The following is a 19,523-nucleotide window of genomic DNA, read 5'->3' on the forward strand; positions in this document are numbered from 1 at the left end:
TCTTACTTGTTCATCAATGCCCAGTAACGGGCGAGGTCCGCAGCGCCATCCGTGCCCTTGACGGCTTTCAGCGCGGTCGATGCGTTGGATTTCTTGCCGGCGTGGATGTAGGCAATGCCCAGATGCAGCTTGGCTTCTTCCGGATACTTGGCGGTGCCCATTTTCACGGCGTCATTCATCAGGCCCAGGCCTTTGTCGGTCTGGCCATCGTAGACCAGGGCGAAGCCCAGCTTGCTCAAGCTGTCGGCGTCCTTGTTCTTGACGTATTCCGCTTCCGACTTGGCGGCGTTGGCCTTCAGGTCAGCCTGGGTCTTCAGGGCCAGGTCTTTCAGGCGCTGGTGGCGGGCAGCATCGGTGCCGGTGCCCAGCACGCCTTTTTTGTAGCCTTGCTCGATGATGGCCAACGCTTCGCCAGGATTGCCTGCTTGCAGGGCCAGCTGGCTGATTTCCATGTATTCGGACGGCTTGGTGAACAGGCCGTTGGCCAGGCGCAGGCGCTGGACGTCCAGGCCCAGGCGCTGCGAGAAGCCAGGTTTGCCGGAAACGCGGTTCAGCAGGTCGGCCCAGTAGCTGGTTTTCGGATAGCTCGATGCCAGTTTTTCCAGGGTGGCGACGTAGCCGGCCTTGTCGTTCTGTTTCAACTGGATGTTGGCCAGCATTTGCAGGCTCGCTTCCGAGTTGCCGCCGCGCGATTGCAGTTCTTTCGCCGCTTCGGCGTAGTTGCCGCTGACGTAGTAGGTCTGGATCAGCAGTTCGCGCATCTGTGGATCTTCGCGGTCTTTCAGCGAACGTTTGATCCAGGTGATGGTGTTCGGCCAGTCCTTGGCGCGGTAGTACATGCCTGCCAGCGCTTGCGTGAATTTGGGGGCTTCGGCGGCGCTCAGGCGGCCGGAATTGATGACGGCTTCAAACGCCTTGATGGCGGTGCCGTTGTCGCCGGCGGCAGCAGCGGCCGAGGCGCGCACGCGCTCGATCTGGTAGCTTTCAAAGGCGGTCTTGCCGCCGACGCTGTCAGCTTCGCGCAGCTTGGCCAGCGCTTCCTTGTTTTTGCCGCTGCTAGCGAGTTTTTGCGCTTCTTGCAGTGGCTTGCCCACTTCGGCACGCACGGTGTCCGCGGCGTATGCCAGCGAGCCCAGGCCGATTACGGGAGTTGCTGCGGTAAAACCGATAGCGGCCATGACGAGGCCGAGATGAGCGAGACGAAACTTGGACATAAGAAAGTCTTTCAGTAAAAAGCGAATAGGCAGGAAGTCCTGCCTATTCGGATGTAAAGAGAACCTGATTGCTGCAGCTTACTGGAATTGCTCGTTGCCGACCAGACCGATTTTGGTCACGCCCAGACGCTGCGCCGACGCCATCACACCGGCGACGACTTTGTATTCCACCAGCTTGTTCGGACGCAGATGCACTTCCGGCTGGTCTGCTTGCGCAGCGACGTTGCTCAGCTTGGCTTCCAGCGAAGCGCGGTCAGGAACGACCTGATTGTCCCACAAGATCGTACCGTCAAAATCGACATCGATCGTGACGACCACTGGTTCGGTTGTCGGTGGCGGCGGGGTGCCGACCGGCATGTTCAAGTTCACCGAGTGGTTTTGCTTAGGAATCGTGATGATCAACATGATAATCAGCACCAGCATCACGTCGATGAGGGGCGTCATGTTCAGTTCCATCATTGGTTCCGGATCCGCGCCTGGAGCGCTTCCCGAACCGACATTCATACTCATAGTGTTTCCTTTAAGAAGTCCAACGAAGCACCGGGCGAAACTGCCGCCCGGTCAGCTTCCGGCAGTGGCGCACCCTTGTTGCCGGGGCGCCGCTGCCAGTCGCTATCAGCCCTTGTCAGGTGGTTCGGTGATGAAGCCGACCTTCTGGATCCCGGCACGTTGGGTCGTGTAAATAACCCGGCCGATCGATTCGTAGCGTGTTTCTTGGTCGCCACGAACGTGTACTTCCGGCTGCGGTACTTTCACTGCTTCAACTTTCAGATAATCGAACAGTTCGCTCGTATCTTTCAGTTTCTTCTGGCCCAGATAAATCTCGCCATCCTTGTTGACAACGATGTTGACGTTTTCTGGCTTGCTTTGAAGGGCTTGGTTGGCCTCGATCGGCAGATCGATTTTCTGCAATTTGAGGACAACCGGACTGGTGATCAAGAAAATGATCAGCAAAACCAACATGATGTCGACGAGCGGCGTCGTGTTGATTTCTGACATTACTTGATCTTCATCTCCGCTGTCGGAGCCGACGGACATCGACATGATTCTTATCCGATCTTTTTAGCGCCGGCAGCACGGCCAGCTTCGCTGGTCGACATTGCGCCGGAGATCAGTACCGAGTGAACGTCGGCGCTGAACGAGCGTACGTCTTCCATTGCGGTTTTGTTACGACGCACCAGCCAGTTGTAACCCAGAACGGCAGGAACGGCGACCAGCAGACCGAAAGCGGTCATGATCAGTGCTTCACCAACTGGACCTGCAACTTTATCGATCGAAGCGTTACCGGTCATGCCGATGTTGGTCAGCGCGCCATAAATACCCCAAACGGTACCGAACAGACCGATAAACGGTGCGGTCGAACCAACGGTTGCCAGGAACGACAGGCCATCTTGCAGACGCGATTGGACTTTGTCCGAAGCGCGCTGGATCGACATCGTCACCCAGGTCGACAGATCGATTTGTTCCAGCAGGGCGCCGTCATGGTGAGCCGTTGCCTTGGTGCCCGATTCAGCGATGAAGCGGAATGGCGAGCCTTCGGTCAGCGTTGCCGAACCAGCAGCGATCGAAGGTGCTTTCCAGAATTTGGCAGCGGTTTCTTTAGCTTGCTTGAAGATCTTCATTTGATCCATCAGCTTGGTGATGATGATGTACCAGCTGCCGATCGACATGATGGCCAGGATGATCAGGGTGGCGCGTGGCACGAAGCCGCCGTCCCACACTGCTTGCAGGCCGAACGGGTTGTGGACTTCTTCGGTTTTGGCTGGAGCTGCTGCGTCAGCGGCTGGAGCGGCTGCGTCTGCTGCTGGAGCTGCTGCGTCAGCAGCTGGTGCTGGTGCAGCGTCTGCCGCTGGAGCCGTAGCTGCTGCCGATGCTGGCGCGTCAGCGAATGCCGGAGCTGCTACCAGAGCGGTAGTAGCGGTAACGGACAACAGAACCGCGGCAAAAAATGCGGACAAACGGGTATTCTTAAACATGCTTCCTCCAAAATTAAAAATAACAGATCGCTGAACGTAATGACAACGAAATCATAGTGTGAGACAGGGGATAACTGTCTCGGGTTTTAATCCAGCGACCAAACGTATTGCATTTGCTGCCAGCCTTGTTCCGGCTTGCCGTCAACTGTTGCCGGCTTAAATGTACAGCGGCTGATACCTTGCACCGCGGCTTTGTCCAGGTCTCTGAAGCCGCTGGACTTCACGATCTTCGAATCAGCGACCTTGCCGTCTACACCGATCAGGAACGACAGTGTCACCACACCGGTTTCCTCATTGCGCTGCGACGACTTTGGATAAGCCGGCTTTTCGCAGACACTGAAGTCAACCACGGCCGGCGTACGCACCGATTTGGCTGGTCCAGGAGTTGGCGCAGGCTGTGCAGGCGGTGCTGGCGGTGCCAATACATTCGTGGCTGGCTTCACAGCAGTCGTATTTGCAATCACGTTTTGCTGTGGTGGCGGCTGCTGCACGTTCACCTCGACTGGCGGAATGAATGGCGGCGGTGGCGCTTTCATTTCTGGCGGCGGTGGTGGCGGTGGAAGATCCTTCGGTGGAGGCGGTTTGACTTCCTCGATAATCTTGGTTTCAACCGGTTCCATCATTTTGGTGACCAACCGCTTGCCCAAGCCCGTCACGATCCCGTAAGCCGCGAGAACGTGCAGCAGGACAACGATAGTGATGCCTGTGTAGTTCTTGGGACTTTTCTCGTTCGAAAAATTCATGCCTGCTTTCTCCAAATACCATCTCTTGTCTTGCAACTGAACCCCAAAATGACGACACAAAGCTCCAGCCGTATCCGGGACGTCGCCGAATTATACATACGAATTCTTTATTTTACACAGATTTTTAACGCCTAAAACCGGTTAAATTTTTGGCGCTTTTGCGCCCTGAAAAGGTACTTGCTTATGTCATCTTTGCACGCTTTCGGACAGAAAAAAAGGCGGTCTTATCGGTTTTTTACAGCCGTTTTGGGCTACCACTGCTAAGTTCTCCGATGTGCCCATATGGCGGAATTATATTTCGTGATATTCAATATGGAAACTGCTAAATTTGGAGGAAAATCTTTCCTTTTGGAAATGTTTTACCTCGGAACCAGACCACTTAGCGGCACGCGCGCACCAAACGGGTGCGGAAGCCACTTCACCCAGGTCAAAAAAGGCGGTCCTGGCGGCCCATTTGAGGCCGCCAGGCCATACTGAATTCCTATGTAGGCATAGGAAACGCTTATATTCTTGCCATTGATTATTATCAACAAATCATTTCATGGCCGGACAACGGGGTCATCGCGCCGGTTGCGTTTTTCCCGTCGGCAATTCAGGGTGCCCAGGACGACGCCCTGCGGGTCGACCGTATCGAGGTGCACATCGAAGCCCCACAGCCGTGCCACGTGCTTGAGCACTTCGGCCGCCTGCTGGTTCAGCGGGCGGCGCTGGAATTGCGTGTGGCGCAGGGTCAAGGCGCGGTCGTCGCGCGTATTGACGGACCAGACCTGGATGTTCGGCTCGCGGTTGCCCAGGTTGTACTGCTCGGCCAGCTGCTGGCGCACGTAGCGGTAGCCGGCATCGTCGTGGATGGCGGAAATGGCCAGCTTTTCATTCTTGTCGTCGTCGAGCACGGCAAAGAAATGGAATTCGCGGATCAGCCGCGGCGACAGATACTGGGCGATGAAGCTTTCATCCTTGAAATTGCGCATGGCAAAGTCCAGGCTCTTGCGCCAGTCGCTGCCGGCCATGTCGGGAAACCAGGCGCGGTCTTCGTCCGTCGGGTGCTCGCAGATGCGGCGGATGTCGCTCATCATGGCAAAACCCAGCGCATACGGATTGATGCCGCTGTAATACGGGCTGTCGATGGGCGGCTGGTAGACGACGTTGGTATGGCTTTTGAGGAATTCCATCATGAAGCCGTCGCCCACCACGCCTTCGTCGTAGAGCTGGTTCAATATCGTGTAATGCCAGAAGGTGGCCCAGCCTTCGTTCATGACCTGGGTTTGGCGCTGCGGATAGAAATACTGGGAAATCTTGCGCACGATGCGCACCATCTCGCGCTGCCACGGTTCCAGCAGCGGCGCATACTTCTCGATGAAGTACAGCAGGTTTTCCTCGGGTTCGGGCGGAAAGCGGGGGGCGGCCTTGCGCTGGTCGTCCTCGTCCTCGTCTTCGTCGCGCCGGGGCAGGGTGCGCCACAGCTGGTTGATCTGCGACTGCACATAGGCTTCGCGCTCTTTCTGGCGCGCATATTCCTTCGCCATCGACAGTTTCGCCGGGCGCTTGTAGCGGTCCACGCCATAGTTCTGGATGGCGTGGCACGAATCGAGCAGCAGTTCCACGGCATCGACGCCATGGCGCTGTTCGCATTCGGCGATGTAATTCTTGGCAAACACCATATAGTCGATGATGGCGTCCGCATCCGTCCAGGCGCGGAACAGGTAATTGCCCTTGAAGAAGGAGTTATGCCCGTAGGCCGCATGCGCGATCACCAGCGACTGCATGGTCAGGCTGTTTTCCTCCATTAAATAGGCGATGCACGGATTCGAGTTGATGACGATCTCGTAAGCCAGGCCCATCTGGCCCCGCTTGTAGCTTTTCTCGGTAGACAAAAAATGCTTGCCGAACGACCAATGGTTGTACGAGACGGGCATGCCCACCGACGTGTAGGCATCCATCATCTGTTCGGCCGTGATGATTTCCAGCTGGTTCGGATACGTGTCGAGGCCAAATTGTTTCGCCACCCGGCGGATTTCCTCGTGGATTTGCTCGATCAGTTCGAACGTCCATTCCGACTGCTCGGGCAGGGCGTTCGGGTGGCGCAGGCGCACGAACGGTTCGCCCGGAGTATTGCTGGCGCGGTCAAAGGCTGCACTCATCATTTCACCTGTTTCTTGAACAGTTCGCGGAAGACCGGATAGATATCGGCCGGCGTGACGATCTTTTGCATGGCGAAATGGGCGTGATGGTCGAGCACGCCCGCATATTGCTCCCACAGGTTTTGCTGCGGGCCGTCGGTGATCTCGACATAGGTGTAGTACTGCACCTTGGGCATGATGGTATTGATCAGCAACTGGCGGCACAGCATGGAATCGTTGTCCCAGTTGTCGCCGTCCGATGCCTGCGCTACATAGCTGTTCCATTGCCCGGCGCCATAGCGTTCGTCGATGATGGTGTTGAGCAAGTGCAGCGCGGACGACACGACGGTGCCGCCCGACTCGCGCGAATTGAAGAATTCATGCTCGTCCACTTCGGCCGCCGCCGTATGGTGGCGGATGAAGACCACCTCGATCTTGTCGTAGACGCGCTTGAGGAAAAGATATAACAGGATGAAGAAGCGCTTGGCCGTGTCCTTGCGCGACTCGTCCATGGAGCCGGAGACGTCCATGATGCAGAACATGACGGCTTGCGTCATCGGCTTGGGCACCTTGATGCGGTTGCTGTAGCGCAAGTCGAACGGGTCGATGAAGGGAATGGCCAGCAATCGCGTGTGCAGGTGGTGGATCAGGCGGCGCAGTTCCGTGACGAGCGGGTCGCTGTCGGGCGCCCCTTCGTGCAGCAGGGCCGCCAGGTCTTCCTCGGCCTGCGCCAGCTGCTTGCGGGCGCCACCGCCGACGGCGATGCGCCGGCCCAGCGCGCCGCGTAAGGAACGCAGCACGTGGATGTTCGATGGCGTGCCCGACATATTGTAGCCGGCGCGCTGGTTCTTGAATTCCGTGGTGGCCGTCAGCTGGGTTTTCACCATGTGCGGCAATTCCAGGTCTTCGAAGAAATAATTCATGAATTCTTCGCGCGACAACTCAAAGATGAAATCGTCTTCCGTCGTCTCGTCGCTATTGCCCGCCTTGCCCCGCCCGCCGCCACCGCCGCCTTTCGGCCGGGCGATCTGGTCGCCTTTCAGGTATTCCTTGTTGCCGGGATTGACCACTTCCCATACGCCGCCATGCGCGTGGCCAAACGACGGTTCGCCCACGTCCTTGACGGGGATGCTGACCTTCTCGCCATTCTCGACGTCCGTGATCGAGCGCCCCTTGATGGCGCGCCCCACGGCATCCTTGATCTGGCCCTTGTAACGCCGCAGGAAACGCTCGCGGTTGACGGCGGATTTATTCTTGCTTTGCAAGCGCCTGTCGATGAGATATGTCAAAGGGTGCCTCCTTGCCTCTCGTCTCGCGCGCCCCGCCGGTCGTCAGGCGGGAACGCGCCTCCGCTGTCCGCGCTATGACGACTTGCGTACGCGCAAGTACCATTCGCATAACAGGCGTACCTGCTTGGCCGTATAGCCTTTTTCCACCATGCGGGCCACGAAGTCGGCGTGCTTGTTGGCATCGTCGGCGCTGGCCTTGGCATTGAAGGAAATCACGGGCAGCAATTCCTCCGTATTCGAAAACATTTTCTTTTCAATCACGGTGCGGAACTTTTCATAACTGGTCCAGGCGGGATTCTTGCCACCGTTCGAGGCCCGCGCGCGCAAGCCGAAGTTCACGATTTCGTTGCGGAAATCCTTCGGATTGGAAATGCCCGCCGGCTTCTCGATCTTTTCCAGTTCATTGTTCAGCGACTCGCGGTCAAAGCTTTCGCCCGTGTCCGGATCGCGGTATTCCTGGTCCTGTATCCAGAAATCGGCAAACGTCACGTAGCGGTCGAAAATATTTTGTCCGTATTCCGAATAGCTTTCCAGGTAAGCCGTCTGGATCTCCTTGCCGATGAATTCCACATAGCGCTGCGCCAGGTGCTCTTTAATATACGAGAAGTAGCGCTGCTCGAGTTCCGGCGCGAACTGCTCGCGCTCGACCTGCTGTTCCAGTACATATAATAGATGCACTGGATTGGCGGCCACTTCGGAATTGTCAAAGTTGAACACCTTTGACAGGATCTTGAAGGCAAAGCGCGTCGACAGGCCGTTCATGCCCTCGTCCACGCCCGCATAATCGACGTATTCGTGCATGGACTTGGCTTTCGGGTCCGTATCCTTGAGGTTTTCGCCATCGTAGACGAGCATCTTCGAAAAGATGCTCGAGTTTTCCGGATCCTTCAGGCGCGACAGGATGGCGAACTGCGCCATCATGCGCAAGGTGCCGGGCGCGCACGGGGCCTTGACCAGCGAGGAATTGGCCACCAGTTTGTCGTAGATCTTGATTTCATCGGACACGCGCAGGCAATACGGCACCTTGACTATATAGATACGGTCAAGAAACGCCTCGTTGTTGCGGTTGTTCTTGAACGTCTTCCATTCCGACTCGTTCGAGTGGGCGAGGATGATGCCGTCAAACGGAATCGCGCCAAAGCCTTCCGTGCCCTTGTAGTTGCCTTCCTGCGTGGCCGTCAGCAAGGGGTGCAAGACCTTGATCGGCGCCTTGAACATTTCCACGAATTCCATCAAGCCCTGGTTGGCCAGGCACAGGCCGCCCGAATAGCTGTAGGCGTCCGGGTCGTCCTGCGCATAGTCTTCCAGCTTGCGGATGTCGACCTTGCCCACCAGCGAGGAGATATCCTGGTTGTTCTCGTCGCCCGGCTCTGTTTTCGAGATGGCGATCTGTTTCAGCACGGAAGGATAGCGCTTGACGACGCGGAACTGGTTGATATCGCCATTGTATTCATGCAGGCGTTTCACGGCCCACGGGCTGGGGATGTTGCGCAGGTAGCGGCGCGGGATGCCGTAATCCTCTTCCAGGATGGTGCCGTCCTCTTCCTCGTTGAACAGGCCCAGCGGCGATTCGTTGACGGGCGAGCCTTTCAGGCAATAGAAGGGCACGTGTTCCATCAGCGACTTGAGTTTTTCCGCGATGGACGACTTGCCGCCGCCGACAGGCCCCAGCAAGTACAGGATCTGCTTGCGTTCTTCCAGGCCTTGCGCCGCGTGGCGGAAATACGAGACGACTTGCTCGATCACTTCCTCGGTGCCGTAGAACTCGCGGAAGGCGGGATAGATCTTGATCACCTTGTTGGCGAAGATGCGCGACAAGCGCGTGTCGTTGCGCGTGTCGACCAGCTGCGGCTCGCCGATGGCGGCCAGCATGCGTTCGGGCGCGCTGGCATACGTCAGCTTGTCCTTCTTGCACAGGGCCAGGTATTCGGTGAGCGACATTTCCTCTTCGCGGGTGCGCTCGTAGCGTGCTGCATAGTTATCAAAAATGGTCATGTCAATGTCCTTTAATGTAAACCTGAACTGCCAGTCACCATGGCCGCCCGCCTGGCACTCGCCTGGGCTTGCCGTCTGAATTTTTTCTGTACCCCGTACCGATTTTTATTGTTGTTTCAAGCCCGGCTGTCTTTGCGAGTCCGGATTGCCCGGACCAAAAAACTGGCGCTTGATGCCGTGTGCTGACGTGGCCAGCCGGCTTATTTTTTCACTGTTGATAGCGCTTGTTGCACTTACCTTTACCCCATGAAATTAATTATTGCTCTAAAGGATCAGGAAGTCAAAAGATATGTCAGCATATCCTTAATACTTGTTTGTAAATTGTTGATTTAATTGGATAAATCATCAAATTTTTCCTCAATTTCAATGAACCTTTGTAGGCCTTTTAAACCATCATACGACAATTCGCCAGCGCGTGCCGATGCCGGCCGTGGCGCTGCCGCAGCCGGCGCCATGGCGGCCGGTCGCCGGTGAGGCTGGCCATCTTGCGCTAAGATGCCTGCATGTCTGATGGCCCTGCGCGCCGCGCGTGCGCGTGCGCGAGCCAGCATTTTTATCGTCACCCTATAAGGAACACCCATGATGAACCCCCAATTGCGCGCGATCGTCCGCGGCATGCCGAAGGCCGAACTGCATATCCATATCGAAGGCTCGCTGGAGCCGGAACTGATTTTCGCACTGGCAGCGCGCAATGGCGTGCCGCTTGGCTATGAATCCGTGGAACACTTGCGCAGCGCCTATGCTTTTACGGATTTGCAGTCTTTTCTCGACATTTATTACGCTGGCGCAAGCGTGCTCTTGAAAGAGCAGGATTTCTACGACATGACGCAAGCCTACCTGCAGCGCGCCGAGGCCGATAACGTCTTGCACACGGAAATCTTCTTCGATCCGCAAACCCACACGGCGCGCGGCGTGGCCATGGCCGACGTGATCAACGGCATCCACCGCGCCTGCCAGGACAGCCCCGTCAGCGCTGCCCTGATCCTGTGCTTCCTGCGCCACCTGAGCGAGGAAGAAGCGTTCGAGACGCTGGAAGACGCCTTGCCGCACCGCGACAAATTCATCGGCATCGGCCTCGACTCGTCGGAAGTGGGCAACCCGCCCGAGAAATTCTCGCGCGTGTACACCCGTTGCCGCGAGCTGGGCCTGCACCTGGTGGCCCACGCGGGCGAGGAAGGTCCGCCAGCCTACATCCGCACGGCGCTCGACGACTTGCAGGTCGAACGCATCGACCATGGCGTGCGCTGCCTGGAAGACGCGGAACTGACGGCCCGTTTGGCGCGCGAACAGATCGCGCTGACCGTGTGTCCGCTGTCGAACACCAAGCTGCGCGTGTTCGACCAGATGCATGACCATAACCTGGTGCAACTGCTCGACGCCGGCCTGCTGGTGACGGTGAACTCGGACGATCCCGCGTATTTCGGCGGCTACATGAACGACAATTTCGACGCCATCTTCGACGCGCTGCCACTGGGCCTTTCCCACGCGCATCGCCTGGCGCGCAACGGTTTCATCGCCGCCTTCCTGCCGCAGGCACAGAAAGACGCCTTCCTCGCCACCGTCGATGCGTATTTCGCCCAGCACGCGGCTGCCCACGGCATCGCGCAATAACGCATCACAACCAATTCGCATAAAGACCCGCCGCCCATGTTCCGCCTCTCCCTGAAAATGACCGGCCGCGACTGGCGCGCCGGGCAACTGCGTTTCCTGCTCGTCGCGCTGATCGTCGCCGTGGCGGCCCTGTCGGCCGTCGGCTTCTTCGTCGACCGCCTGCGCGCGGGCTTGAACCGCGACGCGCACCAGCTGCTGGGGGCCGATCTCGTCATCAACGCCGACCAGCCCGTCAATGCGGCCTGGCGCGCCGAAGCGCAACAGCGCGGCTTCATCCTGGCCGACACGGTGACGTTTCCCAGCATGGCGCAAGCGGGCGAGGGCGAGCAGTCGCTGTCGCAGCTGGCGTCCATCAAGGCCGTCTCGCCCGGCTACCCGCAGCGGGGCAAGCTGAAAATCACGACCACACTGAGCGAAGCGCAGGATGCCGTGGGACGGCCCACGGACCAGGTGCCGGCGCCCGGCACCCTGTGGGTCGATGCGGCGATTCTGTCCAGCCTGAACGCCAAGCTGGGCGATACCCTGACCCTCGGTGACAAGGCATTTACGGTCACGCAACTGATCGCCAGCGAACCGGACCGCGGCGCGTCCTTCTTGAACTTCGCCCCGAGAGTCATGCTGCCCCTGGGCGACCTGGCCGCCACGGCGCTGGTGCAGAACGGCTCGCGCGTGTCGTACCGGCTGCTGCTGTCGGCGCCACCGGCCAAGGCCGCCGAGCTTGCGCAGTATCAAGCCAGGCTGGAAAGCCAGATCAAGACGCAGGCCATCAAGGGCGTGCGCATCGAATCGCTGGAATCGGGCAGCCCGCAGATGCAGTCGACCCTGGACCGCGCCGACCGTTTCCTGTCCCTCGTCGGCTTGCTGTCGGCCATGCTGGCGGCCGTCGCCGTGGCCATGGCCGCGCGCCGCTTCATGCTGCGCCACCTGGACGCGTGCGCCATGCTGCGTTGCCTGGGCTTGACGCAAAACCAGGTCACGGCCATGTACGTGATCGAATTCCTGCTCGTCGGCCTGGCCGGCAGCGTCGTTGGCGTGATAGTGGGTTTCGGCGGCCACCTGGTGCTGCTCGAACTCTTGGGCAAACTGGTGCAGAACGACTTGCCGCCCGTGTCCATGCTGCCCGCGCTGCAAGGCGTGGCCACCGGCATGCTGCTCTTGCTGGGTTTTGCCCTGCCGCCGATTTTGCAGTTGCGCAATGTCCCGCACAACCGCGTGATCCGCCGCGAGCAGGAGCCGCCGCAGGCGCTGGCCGTGGCCACGTATGGCCTGGGCATCGCCGCCTTCGTCGTGCTGCTGTTGTGGCAGGCGGGCGACGTGAAACTGGCGCTGCTGACGGCGGCCGGCTTTCTCGGCGGCTTCGCCCTGTTCGGCCTGGCCGGCTGGCTGGGTATCAAGTCGCTGAAAACCCTGCGCGGCGTTTTCAACCACCAGGGCTGGCGCTTTGCCGTCACGTCCTTGCAGCGCCGCCCGGGCGCCACCGTCATCCAGGTGGTGTCGCTGGCCCTGGGCTTGATGGCCTTGCTGCTGCTGACGGTGGTGCGCGGCGACCTGATGGTGGCCTGGCGCAATGCCACGCCGCCGGACGCGCCGAACCGCTTCATGATCAATATCCTGCCGGAACAGAAAGAGCCGATCACCACGCGCCTGGCGCAAGCGGGCGTGGCCAATGCGCCTTTGTATCCGATGATACGCGGGCGCCTGGTGGCCGTGAACGGCAACGCCATCACGGAAACCACCTACGAAGACGACCGCGCCAAGGGCCTGGCCGACCGCGAATTCAATCTGTCGACGATGGTCACGATGCAGGAAGAAAACAAGCTGGTGGCCGGCAAGTGGTTCGCCAATACGCCCGGCGCGCCTGCCGAAGCGTCGGTGGAAGAGGGCATCGCCAAGACCCTGAAGCTGAAACTGGGCGACAAGCTGCGCTTCGACATCGCCGGCCAGCCCGTGGAAGCGGCCATCACGAGTTTGCGCAAGCTGGAATGGGGCTCGATGCGCGTCAATTTCTTCGTCATCATCAACCCTGCCGCCATGGCGGACACGCCGCAGACGTGGATCACGGCGTTTCACCTGCCGCCCGCGCAGGCGGACCTGGGGAATGCTCTGCTGCGCGACTACCCGAACCTGACGGTGGTCGACGTGGGCGGCGTGCTCAAACAGATTCAGGGCGTGCTGGACCAGGTGGTGACGGCCGTGGAATTCCTCTTCGCCTTCACCCTGGCCTCGGGCTTGCTGGTGCTGTATGCGGCCTTGATGGGTTCGCAGGACGAGCGCACGCGCGAAGCGGGCTTGCTGCGCGCCTTGGGCGCCACGCGGCGCCAGCTGGCGCAGGCGCAGCTGATCGAGTTTTCCCTCGTCGGCGCGCTGGCCGGCTTGCTGGCCGCATCGGGCGCGGCCGCCATGGGCTGGGCCCTGGCCACGTACCAGTTCAAGTTCGCCTGGAGCTTCGCGCCCGGCGTGTGGGCGTTCGGCCTGCTGGCCGGCGCCTTGTGCGCGATCGCCGGCGGCTGGCTGGGCTTGCGCAACGTGCTCAAACATCCGCCGCTGCAAACCCTGCGTGAGGGCTAATTTGCCAACTACGCGCTGATGCTGTCGCCCGCGCCCGCGCGCAAAAATTGCGAGTAGGACATGACTGCTTGCCCCAACTGGTGCGCCGGCACGTCGAACAGGGCCCAGAAATACGTCACGCTGCCCAGGCAGATGGTGGGCGCGGCGCAGTAGCGGAACCAGTTCTCGCCGATCTGCGCCGCGTACATGCCGTCGCTGTCGGCGTCGGAAAAGTAGGGAATCACGCGCATTTCCAGCAGCGCCAGCAGCAAGGATTCGGGCGCGTCGCTGTCGCGTGCCATTTCGTATTGCGTGTGCAGGCTGCGTTCCGTCTCGATGATCATCAGCTTGGCGTGGCCGTCGCGCGTGAAAAACAAGATGCCGCTGGGATTGGGAAAAATATAGTATTCGACAAAGCCATGGCGCTGGCACAGCTCGTGCACGACGGCGGCCAGCGCCTCGTCTTGCAGGAAACTGTAATCGTGCAGCATCAGCAAGTCGCGCACGGTGTCCGTTTGTTGCAGGAAGAATTCGCGCTGCAGGGCATGGATTTCCTGTTCCAGGATGTCGAGCGCATCGTCGTCGCTTTTCTTGATGTAGCGGTCGATCAAGCCCCGGTTGAAGGCCGTCACGGCCACTTTTTCATCGGCCGCCCCTGTAAATAATATCTTCTTGCAGGGCAGGTCGCGCACGGCCTCGCAAAATTCCAGGCCATTCATCTGCGGCATCGAATAATCGACCACCAGCACGGAGGGCACGGCAAAGCGCTGCGCCTGGCCGCTGATGCGCCAGATGCGTTCGATATCGAGCGCCACGTTGCATTGGTCGGGCGGCAGGTTTTGCGTGTCGAAGTTCACGTGCAGCGGCGTTTCGCCCGGTTGCGCGCTCTGGCGCAGCCAGTGCAGGGCGCTGCTGGTGTCGTGGAAAGTCTTGCGCGCCAGGCCGGGATCGAGCTGGAACGCCAGGCTTTTCAGGAAGGAATCGCTGTCGTCGATCAGTACGGTCAGGGTCGGATGGGTGTAGACGGGCAGTTGCATGCGTCACCTCGCGCGGTGGATGGATGGAAAACGGTTGTGCGTGGGCACGGGCAGGGGTTGGGGAAATTCCAGTACGAAGATGGCGTAGGCGCCTTCGCGCGCGACGCAGCGGATGCGCGCTTGCCAGGCTTGCATGATTTGCCGGCACAGGGCCAGGCCGATGCCGCTGCCGTTGTGCGAGGGATACGAATAGAAGCGGTCGAAGATCAGCGGCAGGCGGCTGGTGGCGATGCCGCAGCCCGTGTCGATGAACAGCAGGCGCGGCACGGGATGGGCGCCATCGATGATGATGCGCACGCGGCCCTTGCCCGCGCGGTGGATGCTTTTCAAGGCATTGCGCAGCAGGTTGAGCAGGATCACCACGCACAGTTCCGACTGGCCGGGAAACGTGAAATCGGCGCGTACGTCGATCTTGACGATGTCGCGCTGGGCCGTGCTGGTAAACGGATAGCGGCGCAGCACGGCCGCCACGCTGTCGTGCATGGCCACCGCTTCGTTCGCCTCGAGCTTGCGGTTGACGGCGCTGGCGCTGAGCAGGAACAGATCGATCATGTGGTGCATATGGCGCACTTCGAACTGGATGCGCGCCAGCGCTTCCAGGCTGGCCGCGTCGGGTGGCTGGTCTTGCAGGTTTTGCTGTAGCCCGCGCTGCAGCCCGCGCACGTTCGCCTCGACGCTGACGAGGGGCGTGCGCAATTCGTGCGCCACGCTGCCCAGGCCAGCCGCCAGCCCGGCCAGTTTCTCTTGTGCGCCCACGTTGCGCCCCACTTTGACCACGGACAGCACGGCAATCGTGAACCAGTGCACGGGCAATTGCTGCAAGACGTCGCCGCTGAGCAGGAAGGCGGGATCGCCGGCCACGGCAAACGCCAGGCAGGCCAGCAGGGTGCCGCTCAGGTAAGCGAGTATGGCGATGCGCGTATCGAAGTGAAACAGCACGACCAGCGCCACCAGCAGCGAATGCACCCACATGGTCGAGGCATGGTTCATCAGGAACATGTACGTGAAGAAAAACGGCAGTTCGAAGGTCAGCCCCAGGAACAGGTAGACGCTGAACCAGGTATTGCTGAAGCGGTCGGGCCATAGCGCGGGCAGGAACAGCAGCGCCGCCACGATGCGCAGCAGCGGCGATTCATATTCCTGCGGAAAAAAATAATGCCACAGCGCGTAGTACAGGGGCATGCCCAGCGCACCGATGAGCGCCAGCTTACGCACCTGTGCGCGCCGCACAGGTGTGTGTTCGATGGCGTCGTGGAAATGCAGGAAAGGCTGGAGCAGCTTGCCTTGCCATCGTTTTCCGGAAGGGGACTGCGCATGCTTCATGATCAGGGGGCGCGTTCGTTGAGGCGTGTCAATGCAACATGATCGGCGGGTTCCCTCTGTATCAGCAGGATATCGGCATAACTGTTGAGCTGTATCAAACTCTTGCCCGATGGCTCGCGCATGTTGGATGCGGTAGTTCCCTCGCAACCAATCAGGAGTTCCTATGTTAAACGCCATTTCCCCCCTGTCTTCCCGCGCCATCCACGCCGAACAACGGATGCCCGCCTTCGTGCGCGCACGCATGGATGAACATTACGTCGAGCGCATCGAGAAGCTGCTTGGCGGCCAGCATTTGCACGAATGGCAAGCCATGCCGGCCAGTGCGGTCATGCTGGCAGGTAATGATTACCTGAACATCGCCGGCGAGGCGGCGCTGCTGGCGGCCCAGGCGCGCGTCTTGCAGGGCGGGGGCGCCATGCTGATGTCGTCCGTCTTCCTGCAGGAAGGCAGCCGCCAGCACCGGCTGGAACAAAAATTCGCGGACTATCTGGGCAGCGAAGCGTGCGTGCTGGCGCAGTCGGGCTGGGCCGCCAATGTGGGCTTGCTGCAAAGCCTGGCCGGGCCCGGCATCCCCGTGTACCTCGATATGCAGGCGCACGCTTCGCTGTGGGAGGGCGTGCAATCGGCGCAAGCCGTGCCTGTTGCTTTTCTGCACAACGATGGCACCCACCTGCAGCGCCAGATCGACAAGCATGGCCCCGGCATCATCATCGTTGATGCGCTGTACAGCACGAATGGCAGCGTGGCGCCGCTGCTGGAGATGGTGGAAATCGCCGAGCGCAGCGGCAGCATGCTGATCGTCGACGAGTCGCACTCGCTGGGCACGCATGGCCCGCAGGGCGCGGGGCTGGTGGTGGAGCTGGGCCTGGCCGAGCGCGTGCATTTCCGCACGGCGTCGCTGGCCAAGGCGTTTGCGGGCCGGGCCGGGCTGATTACCTGTTCGGCCCGCTTCAAGGGATATTTTTTGTCCGCTTCGCGGCCCGCCATCTTCAGCTCCTGCCTGCTCGAGCACGAGCTGGCGTGGTTCGATGCGGCGCTCGATTTCATCCGCGCCGCCGATGGCCGCCGCGCCGCGCTGCACAGCCACAGCGTGCAGTTGCGCCAGGGGCTGATGGATCTTGGCTACAACGTCAGCGACGGCACCGAGCAGATCATCGCGCTGGAAGCGGGCAGCGAGCCCGATACCCTGATCCTGCGCAAGGCGCTGGAACGGCATGGCATCTACGGCGCCGTCTTCTGCGCGCCGGCCACGCCGAAGAACCGCTCGCTGGTGCGCCTGACCCTGAATGCGGGCTTGCGCGAGGACGAGTGCGCCAGGGTGCTGGCCGCCTGCGCCGCCATCCGCGACGAGACGGGCATGGCGCGCTGGCCATCGACGCGGCGCCTGCGCAAGCTGGCGCTGGTGTAGATATCAGACTTGGCCGGGCTGGTTGCCGGCAATGCCGTTCAATAGCAGGGACAGGGGCGCCAGCTGTTCCGCGCTGGCATTGCCCAGCAATTCCTGGCCCAGCGCCTGCGCCGTCGTATTCGCGTGCGCCAGCAATGCCAGTCCTGCGGCCGTGATGGCGGCGTAGCCGACGCGGGCATCGCGCGCATCGGCCTGGCGCGCCACCAGACCGATTTTTTCCAGCGGCATCAGCGAGCGCGTGATGCCGGACGCCGTCAGCGCCAGACGCTCGGCCAGGTCGATGCGGCGCAGGCGTCCGCCGGGCGCCCGCTGCAAGTGGTACAGCAATTGATAATCGCCAAAGCTCAAGCCGTGCAGATTGCCCAGGGTGCTGTCGAAGCGGCGCACGAGCATGGCCTGGGCGCGCGCCAGGCGCAGGCAAAAGTCCAGCGCGCTGCCGCCGTCCGGCGGCGGGGGAGTGAGATCGGTCATGACATCCTTTTCATTTGCTGCGCAGTGCGTGAGTGCGCAAGTGTAAAGCATGGCCGCTCAATAGCGTGATTGCCCCTGCTCCAGCAGCTGCGCCTGGTGCAGCGCCAGCAGGGCGTCCAGTTCTGCGTCCGCGTCGAAACCGGGATCGGCCGATGGCTTGACGGTGTCGATGATGTCGAAGCGGAAAGCCGCTTCGCCGTCGCGCCGCCAGTCCGCCTGCAGGTGCGCATTGCGGTGCGAGCCCAGCGCGAGTTCGAAGCGGTGGCGGTTCAGCGCGCCGGGCGCATTGCGGCTGCGTTCGAGCAGGGTGCGGCCGCTGGGCAGGTGGCGCAGCGCGATGATGCCCAGCGCGGGTGCTTGTTGCCGGTAAGCTGCTTTCAAGGCAGCTTGCTGTGTTTTATCCATGGTGAGACGTCCTCAAGCTTGGGTGATGTAATCGGTGCTTGCGATGCGCGCAATATCCGTGAGCAGGGCGGCGGCGATGGCGGCGGCCAGCAGCAGGGCGCCGCCGGCGCAGAACAGTTCGCCCACGCTCAGGTGGCGCAGCAGCGCGCCCGTGGCCGCCGCCGACAGCGGTGCCAGTCCCAGGAAGATACCCATGAACAGCGCCATCGCCCGGCCCAGCATGGCGGGCGCCACGCGCCGCTGTATCCAGGTAAAGATGGCCACCTGCACGTAGCCGCCCAGCAATCCCGTGACGGCCAGCAAGGCCGCGCCTTGCCAGGCTGTATCGATTTGCCCCAGCGCCATCAGCAGCAGGCCCACGACCGCATCGACAGCCAGCAGGGTGGCGCCGAAGCAGCGGCGCAGCCAGGCGCCGCCCAGGCTGGACGCCAGCATGCCGGCCAGGGTACCGGCGCCGTGCGCGCCCATCAGCAAACCGAGCGCCGGGGCGCCGTGCAGACGCTCGCTGGCCAGTACGGGCAGGGCCACTTGCAGCGGTCCCATGACGAAGAACGCTACCACGGCCCAGTAGGCATAGCAGCTGCGCAAGGCCATGTCGCGCCACACCATGAACAGGCCCGCCGCCATGTCGCGCCACATGCCTTGCGCCGCCGTGGCCGCTGCCAGTGGCCGCAGGCTGACTTGCCGCAAGGTCCAGGCCGAGAACAGAAACGTCAGCGCATCGATGGCAAAGGCGGCGGCCAGCGCCGCCATGCCGGTTTGCTGCCCGCCATCGCGGGCGCCGAGTACGAGCGCCGCCAGCAGCGGGCCGGCCAGCAAGGACAACTGGCGCGCGCCCATCTGCAGGCTGTTGGCCGTTTGCAGCACTTGCGGCGGCACGGCTTGCGGCAGGATGGCGGTGCCGGCGGGAATGCCGAAGGCGGAGGCGACGCCCAGCGCCAGCGCGGCCGCATACGCAAGCGCCACACTGGCCTGGTCCAGCATCAGCAGGCCGGACAGTGTCAGCAGGATGGCGGCGTTCGCATATTTGCTCAGCAGCAGCACGCGCCGGGGCGAGTAACGGTCGGCGATGGTGCCGCCCAACAAGATGAGCACGGCGCGCGGCGCGCCCATCAGGGCCACGGCGATGCCCAGGCTGAGGCTATCGTTTGTCAGGCTCAGCACCAGCCAGGGCAGGGCCAGCATGCTGAACTGGTCACCGAGCATGGACACGAGGCCGCCGCCGAGCAGCCAGCGGAAGTTGGTATTGCGTAGTAAAGGAGCTTGGACGGCGGTTGACATGCTGTTTTATCTCTCGTTAAAAATTGCATGGTATTTGATAAAAGCTTGATTAGTCAAGTATATTGCCATTTATTGTGGCAGAGGGGGCTGGCGCCGCATGGGC

General features: G+C 61.0%; 16 protein-coding genes. 3 read left to right on the forward strand and 13 right to left on the reverse strand.

Annotation, left to right across the window (positions count from 1 at the left end):
- Window positions 1-2: 2 nt before the first annotated feature.
- From JAB6_RS15880 to JAB6_RS15915, 8 genes are all read right to left on the reverse strand, one after another.
- The gene (locus JAB6_RS15880; protein WP_070303591.1) at window positions 3-1,214 is read right to left on the reverse strand and encodes a tetratricopeptide repeat protein; all 1,212 of its coding nucleotides are present in this window, start codon (window positions 1,212-1,214) and stop codon (window positions 3-5) included.
- A gap of 78 nt (window positions 1,215-1,292) precedes the next feature.
- A complete protein-coding gene (locus JAB6_RS15885; protein ID WP_176741207.1) occupies window positions 1,293-1,724 on the reverse strand; it encodes a biopolymer transporter ExbD in 432 nt (143 codons plus the stop codon).
- Window positions 1,725-1,829: 105 nt separating this feature from the next.
- A complete protein-coding gene (locus tag JAB6_RS15890; RefSeq protein WP_034754165.1) occupies window positions 1,830-2,258 on the reverse strand; it encodes a biopolymer transporter ExbD in 429 nt (142 codons plus the stop codon).
- A gap of 5 nt (window positions 2,259-2,263) precedes the next feature.
- Window positions 2,264-3,190, reverse strand: a complete 927-nt coding sequence (locus JAB6_RS15895; RefSeq protein ID WP_175444557.1) for a MotA/TolQ/ExbB proton channel family protein — start codon at window positions 3,188-3,190, stop codon at window positions 2,264-2,266.
- A gap of 86 nt (window positions 3,191-3,276) precedes the next feature.
- Window positions 3,277-3,933, reverse strand: a complete 657-nt coding sequence (locus JAB6_RS15900) for an energy transducer TonB (RefSeq protein WP_034754161.1) — start codon at window positions 3,931-3,933, stop codon at window positions 3,277-3,279.
- 539 nt (window positions 3,934-4,472) lie between these two features.
- Window positions 4,473-6,074: a SpoVR family protein gene (locus tag JAB6_RS15905; protein ID WP_046686270.1), complete on the reverse strand. Its 1,602-nt coding sequence runs from the start codon at window positions 6,072-6,074 to the stop codon at window positions 4,473-4,475.
- Window positions 6,074-7,342, reverse strand: a complete 1,269-nt coding sequence (locus tag JAB6_RS15910) for a YeaH/YhbH family protein (protein WP_070289103.1) — start codon at window positions 7,340-7,342, stop codon at window positions 6,074-6,076. Before JAB6_RS15910 ends, JAB6_RS15905 begins: the two co-directional genes overlap by 1 nt.
- 72 nt (window positions 7,343-7,414) lie before the next feature.
- The gene (locus JAB6_RS15915) at window positions 7,415-9,337 is read right to left on the reverse strand and encodes a PrkA family serine protein kinase (RefSeq protein ID WP_034754154.1); all 1,923 of its coding nucleotides are present in this window, start codon (window positions 9,335-9,337) and stop codon (window positions 7,415-7,417) included.
- Between the two features lie 579 nt (window positions 9,338-9,916).
- Between JAB6_RS15915 and JAB6_RS15920 the strand changes: the two genes are divergently transcribed.
- Both JAB6_RS15920 and JAB6_RS15925 read left to right on the forward strand, forming a co-directional pair.
- Window positions 9,917-10,948: an adenosine deaminase gene (locus JAB6_RS15920; protein WP_046685964.1), complete on the forward strand. Its 1,032-nt coding sequence runs from the start codon at window positions 9,917-9,919 to the stop codon at window positions 10,946-10,948.
- Between the two features lie 36 nt (window positions 10,949-10,984).
- Entirely contained in the window at window positions 10,985-13,516 is a 2,532-nt protein-coding gene (locus JAB6_RS15925; protein WP_070303592.1) for an ABC transporter permease, read from the forward strand.
- Window positions 13,517-13,524: 8 nt separating this feature from the next.
- Here the strand turns inward: JAB6_RS15925 and JAB6_RS15930 are convergent, their stop codons facing one another.
- Window positions 13,525-14,532, reverse strand: a complete 1,008-nt coding sequence (locus tag JAB6_RS15930) for a response regulator (protein ID WP_070303594.1) — start codon at window positions 14,530-14,532, stop codon at window positions 13,525-13,527.
- Window positions 14,533-14,535: 3 nt separating this feature from the next.
- Window positions 14,536-15,855 carry a HAMP domain-containing sensor histidine kinase gene (locus JAB6_RS15935; RefSeq protein WP_070303596.1) on the reverse strand — a complete coding sequence of 440 codons (1,320 nt, stop codon included), beginning with the start codon at window positions 15,853-15,855 and terminating at the stop codon, window positions 14,536-14,538.
- 163 nt (window positions 15,856-16,018) lie between these two features.
- Between JAB6_RS15935 and cqsA the strand changes: the two genes are divergently transcribed.
- Window positions 16,019-17,263, forward strand: coding sequence for an alpha-hydroxyketone-type quorum-sensing autoinducer synthase (cqsA, locus tag JAB6_RS15940; RefSeq protein WP_070303597.1), 1,245 nt, complete (start codon window positions 16,019-16,021; stop codon window positions 17,261-17,263).
- Between the two features lie 3 nt (window positions 17,264-17,266).
- On the opposite strand, the gene JAB6_RS15945 is transcribed toward cqsA, so the two are convergent.
- From JAB6_RS15945 to JAB6_RS15955, 3 genes are read right to left on the reverse strand one after another with little or no spacing between them, the layout of a single operon-like run.
- A complete protein-coding gene (locus tag JAB6_RS15945; RefSeq protein WP_070303599.1) occupies window positions 17,267-17,734 on the reverse strand; it encodes a MarR family winged helix-turn-helix transcriptional regulator in 468 nt (155 codons plus the stop codon).
- A gap of 57 nt (window positions 17,735-17,791) precedes the next feature.
- Window positions 17,792-18,139 carry a GIY-YIG nuclease family protein gene (locus JAB6_RS15950; protein WP_070303601.1) on the reverse strand — a complete coding sequence of 116 codons (348 nt, stop codon included), beginning with the start codon at window positions 18,137-18,139 and terminating at the stop codon, window positions 17,792-17,794.
- 12 nt (window positions 18,140-18,151) lie between these two features.
- On the reverse strand, window positions 18,152-19,420 hold the full coding sequence (locus JAB6_RS15955) for an MFS transporter (RefSeq protein ID WP_070303603.1): 1,269 nt from the start codon (window positions 19,418-19,420) through the stop codon (window positions 18,152-18,154).
- Between the last annotated feature and the right edge of the window lie 103 nt (window positions 19,421-19,523).

This window comes from Janthinobacterium sp. HH104 (assembly GCF_001758715.1).
Classification (GTDB): domain Bacteria; phylum Pseudomonadota; class Gammaproteobacteria; order Burkholderiales; family Burkholderiaceae_D; genus Janthinobacterium; species Janthinobacterium aestuarii.

What these genes read in the sequence shown, in the direction of transcription:
- JAB6_RS15920 (WP_046685964.1), top strand. Translation starts at nt 9,917, where the DNA reads ATGATGAACCCCCAATTGCGCGCGATCGTCCGCGGCATGCCGAAGGCC.
- JAB6_RS15885 (WP_176741207.1), bottom strand. Translation starts at nt 1,724, where the DNA reads ATGAGTATGAATGTCGGTTCGGGAAGCGCTCCAGGCGCGGATCCGGAA.
- JAB6_RS15925 (WP_070303592.1), top strand. Translation starts at nt 10,985, where the DNA reads ATGTTCCGCCTCTCCCTGAAAATGACCGGCCGCGACTGGCGCGCCGGG.
- JAB6_RS15930 (WP_070303594.1), bottom strand. Translation starts at nt 14,532, where the DNA reads ATGCAACTGCCCGTCTACACCCATCCGACCCTGACCGTACTGATCGAC.
- JAB6_RS15895 (WP_175444557.1), bottom strand. Translation starts at nt 3,190, where the DNA reads ATGTTTAAGAATACCCGTTTGTCCGCATTTTTTGCCGCGGTTCTGTTG.
- JAB6_RS15915 (WP_034754154.1), bottom strand. Translation starts at nt 9,337, where the DNA reads ATGACCATTTTTGATAACTATGCAGCACGCTACGAGCGCACCCGCGAA.
- JAB6_RS15935 (WP_070303596.1), bottom strand. Translation starts at nt 15,855, where the DNA reads ATGAAGCATGCGCAGTCCCCTTCCGGAAAACGATGGCAAGGCAAGCTG.
- JAB6_RS15890 (WP_034754165.1), bottom strand. Translation starts at nt 2,258, where the DNA reads ATGTCGATGTCCGTCGGCTCCGACAGCGGAGATGAAGATCAAGTAATG.
- JAB6_RS15880 (WP_070303591.1), bottom strand. Translation starts at nt 1,214, where the DNA reads ATGTCCAAGTTTCGTCTCGCTCATCTCGGCCTCGTCATGGCCGCTATC.
- JAB6_RS15950 (WP_070303601.1), bottom strand. Translation starts at nt 18,139, where the DNA reads ATGGATAAAACACAGCAAGCTGCCTTGAAAGCAGCTTACCGGCAACAA.
- JAB6_RS15905 (WP_046686270.1), bottom strand. Translation starts at nt 6,074, where the DNA reads ATGAGTGCAGCCTTTGACCGCGCCAGCAATACTCCGGGCGAACCGTTC.
- JAB6_RS15955 (WP_070303603.1), bottom strand. Translation starts at nt 19,420, where the DNA reads ATGTCAACCGCCGTCCAAGCTCCTTTACTACGCAATACCAACTTCCGC.
- JAB6_RS15900 (WP_034754161.1), bottom strand. Translation starts at nt 3,933, where the DNA reads ATGAATTTTTCGAACGAGAAAAGTCCCAAGAACTACACAGGCATCACT.
- JAB6_RS15945 (WP_070303599.1), bottom strand. Translation starts at nt 17,734, where the DNA reads ATGACCGATCTCACTCCCCCGCCGCCGGACGGCGGCAGCGCGCTGGAC.
- cqsA (WP_070303597.1), top strand. Translation starts at nt 16,019, where the DNA reads ATGTTAAACGCCATTTCCCCCCTGTCTTCCCGCGCCATCCACGCCGAA.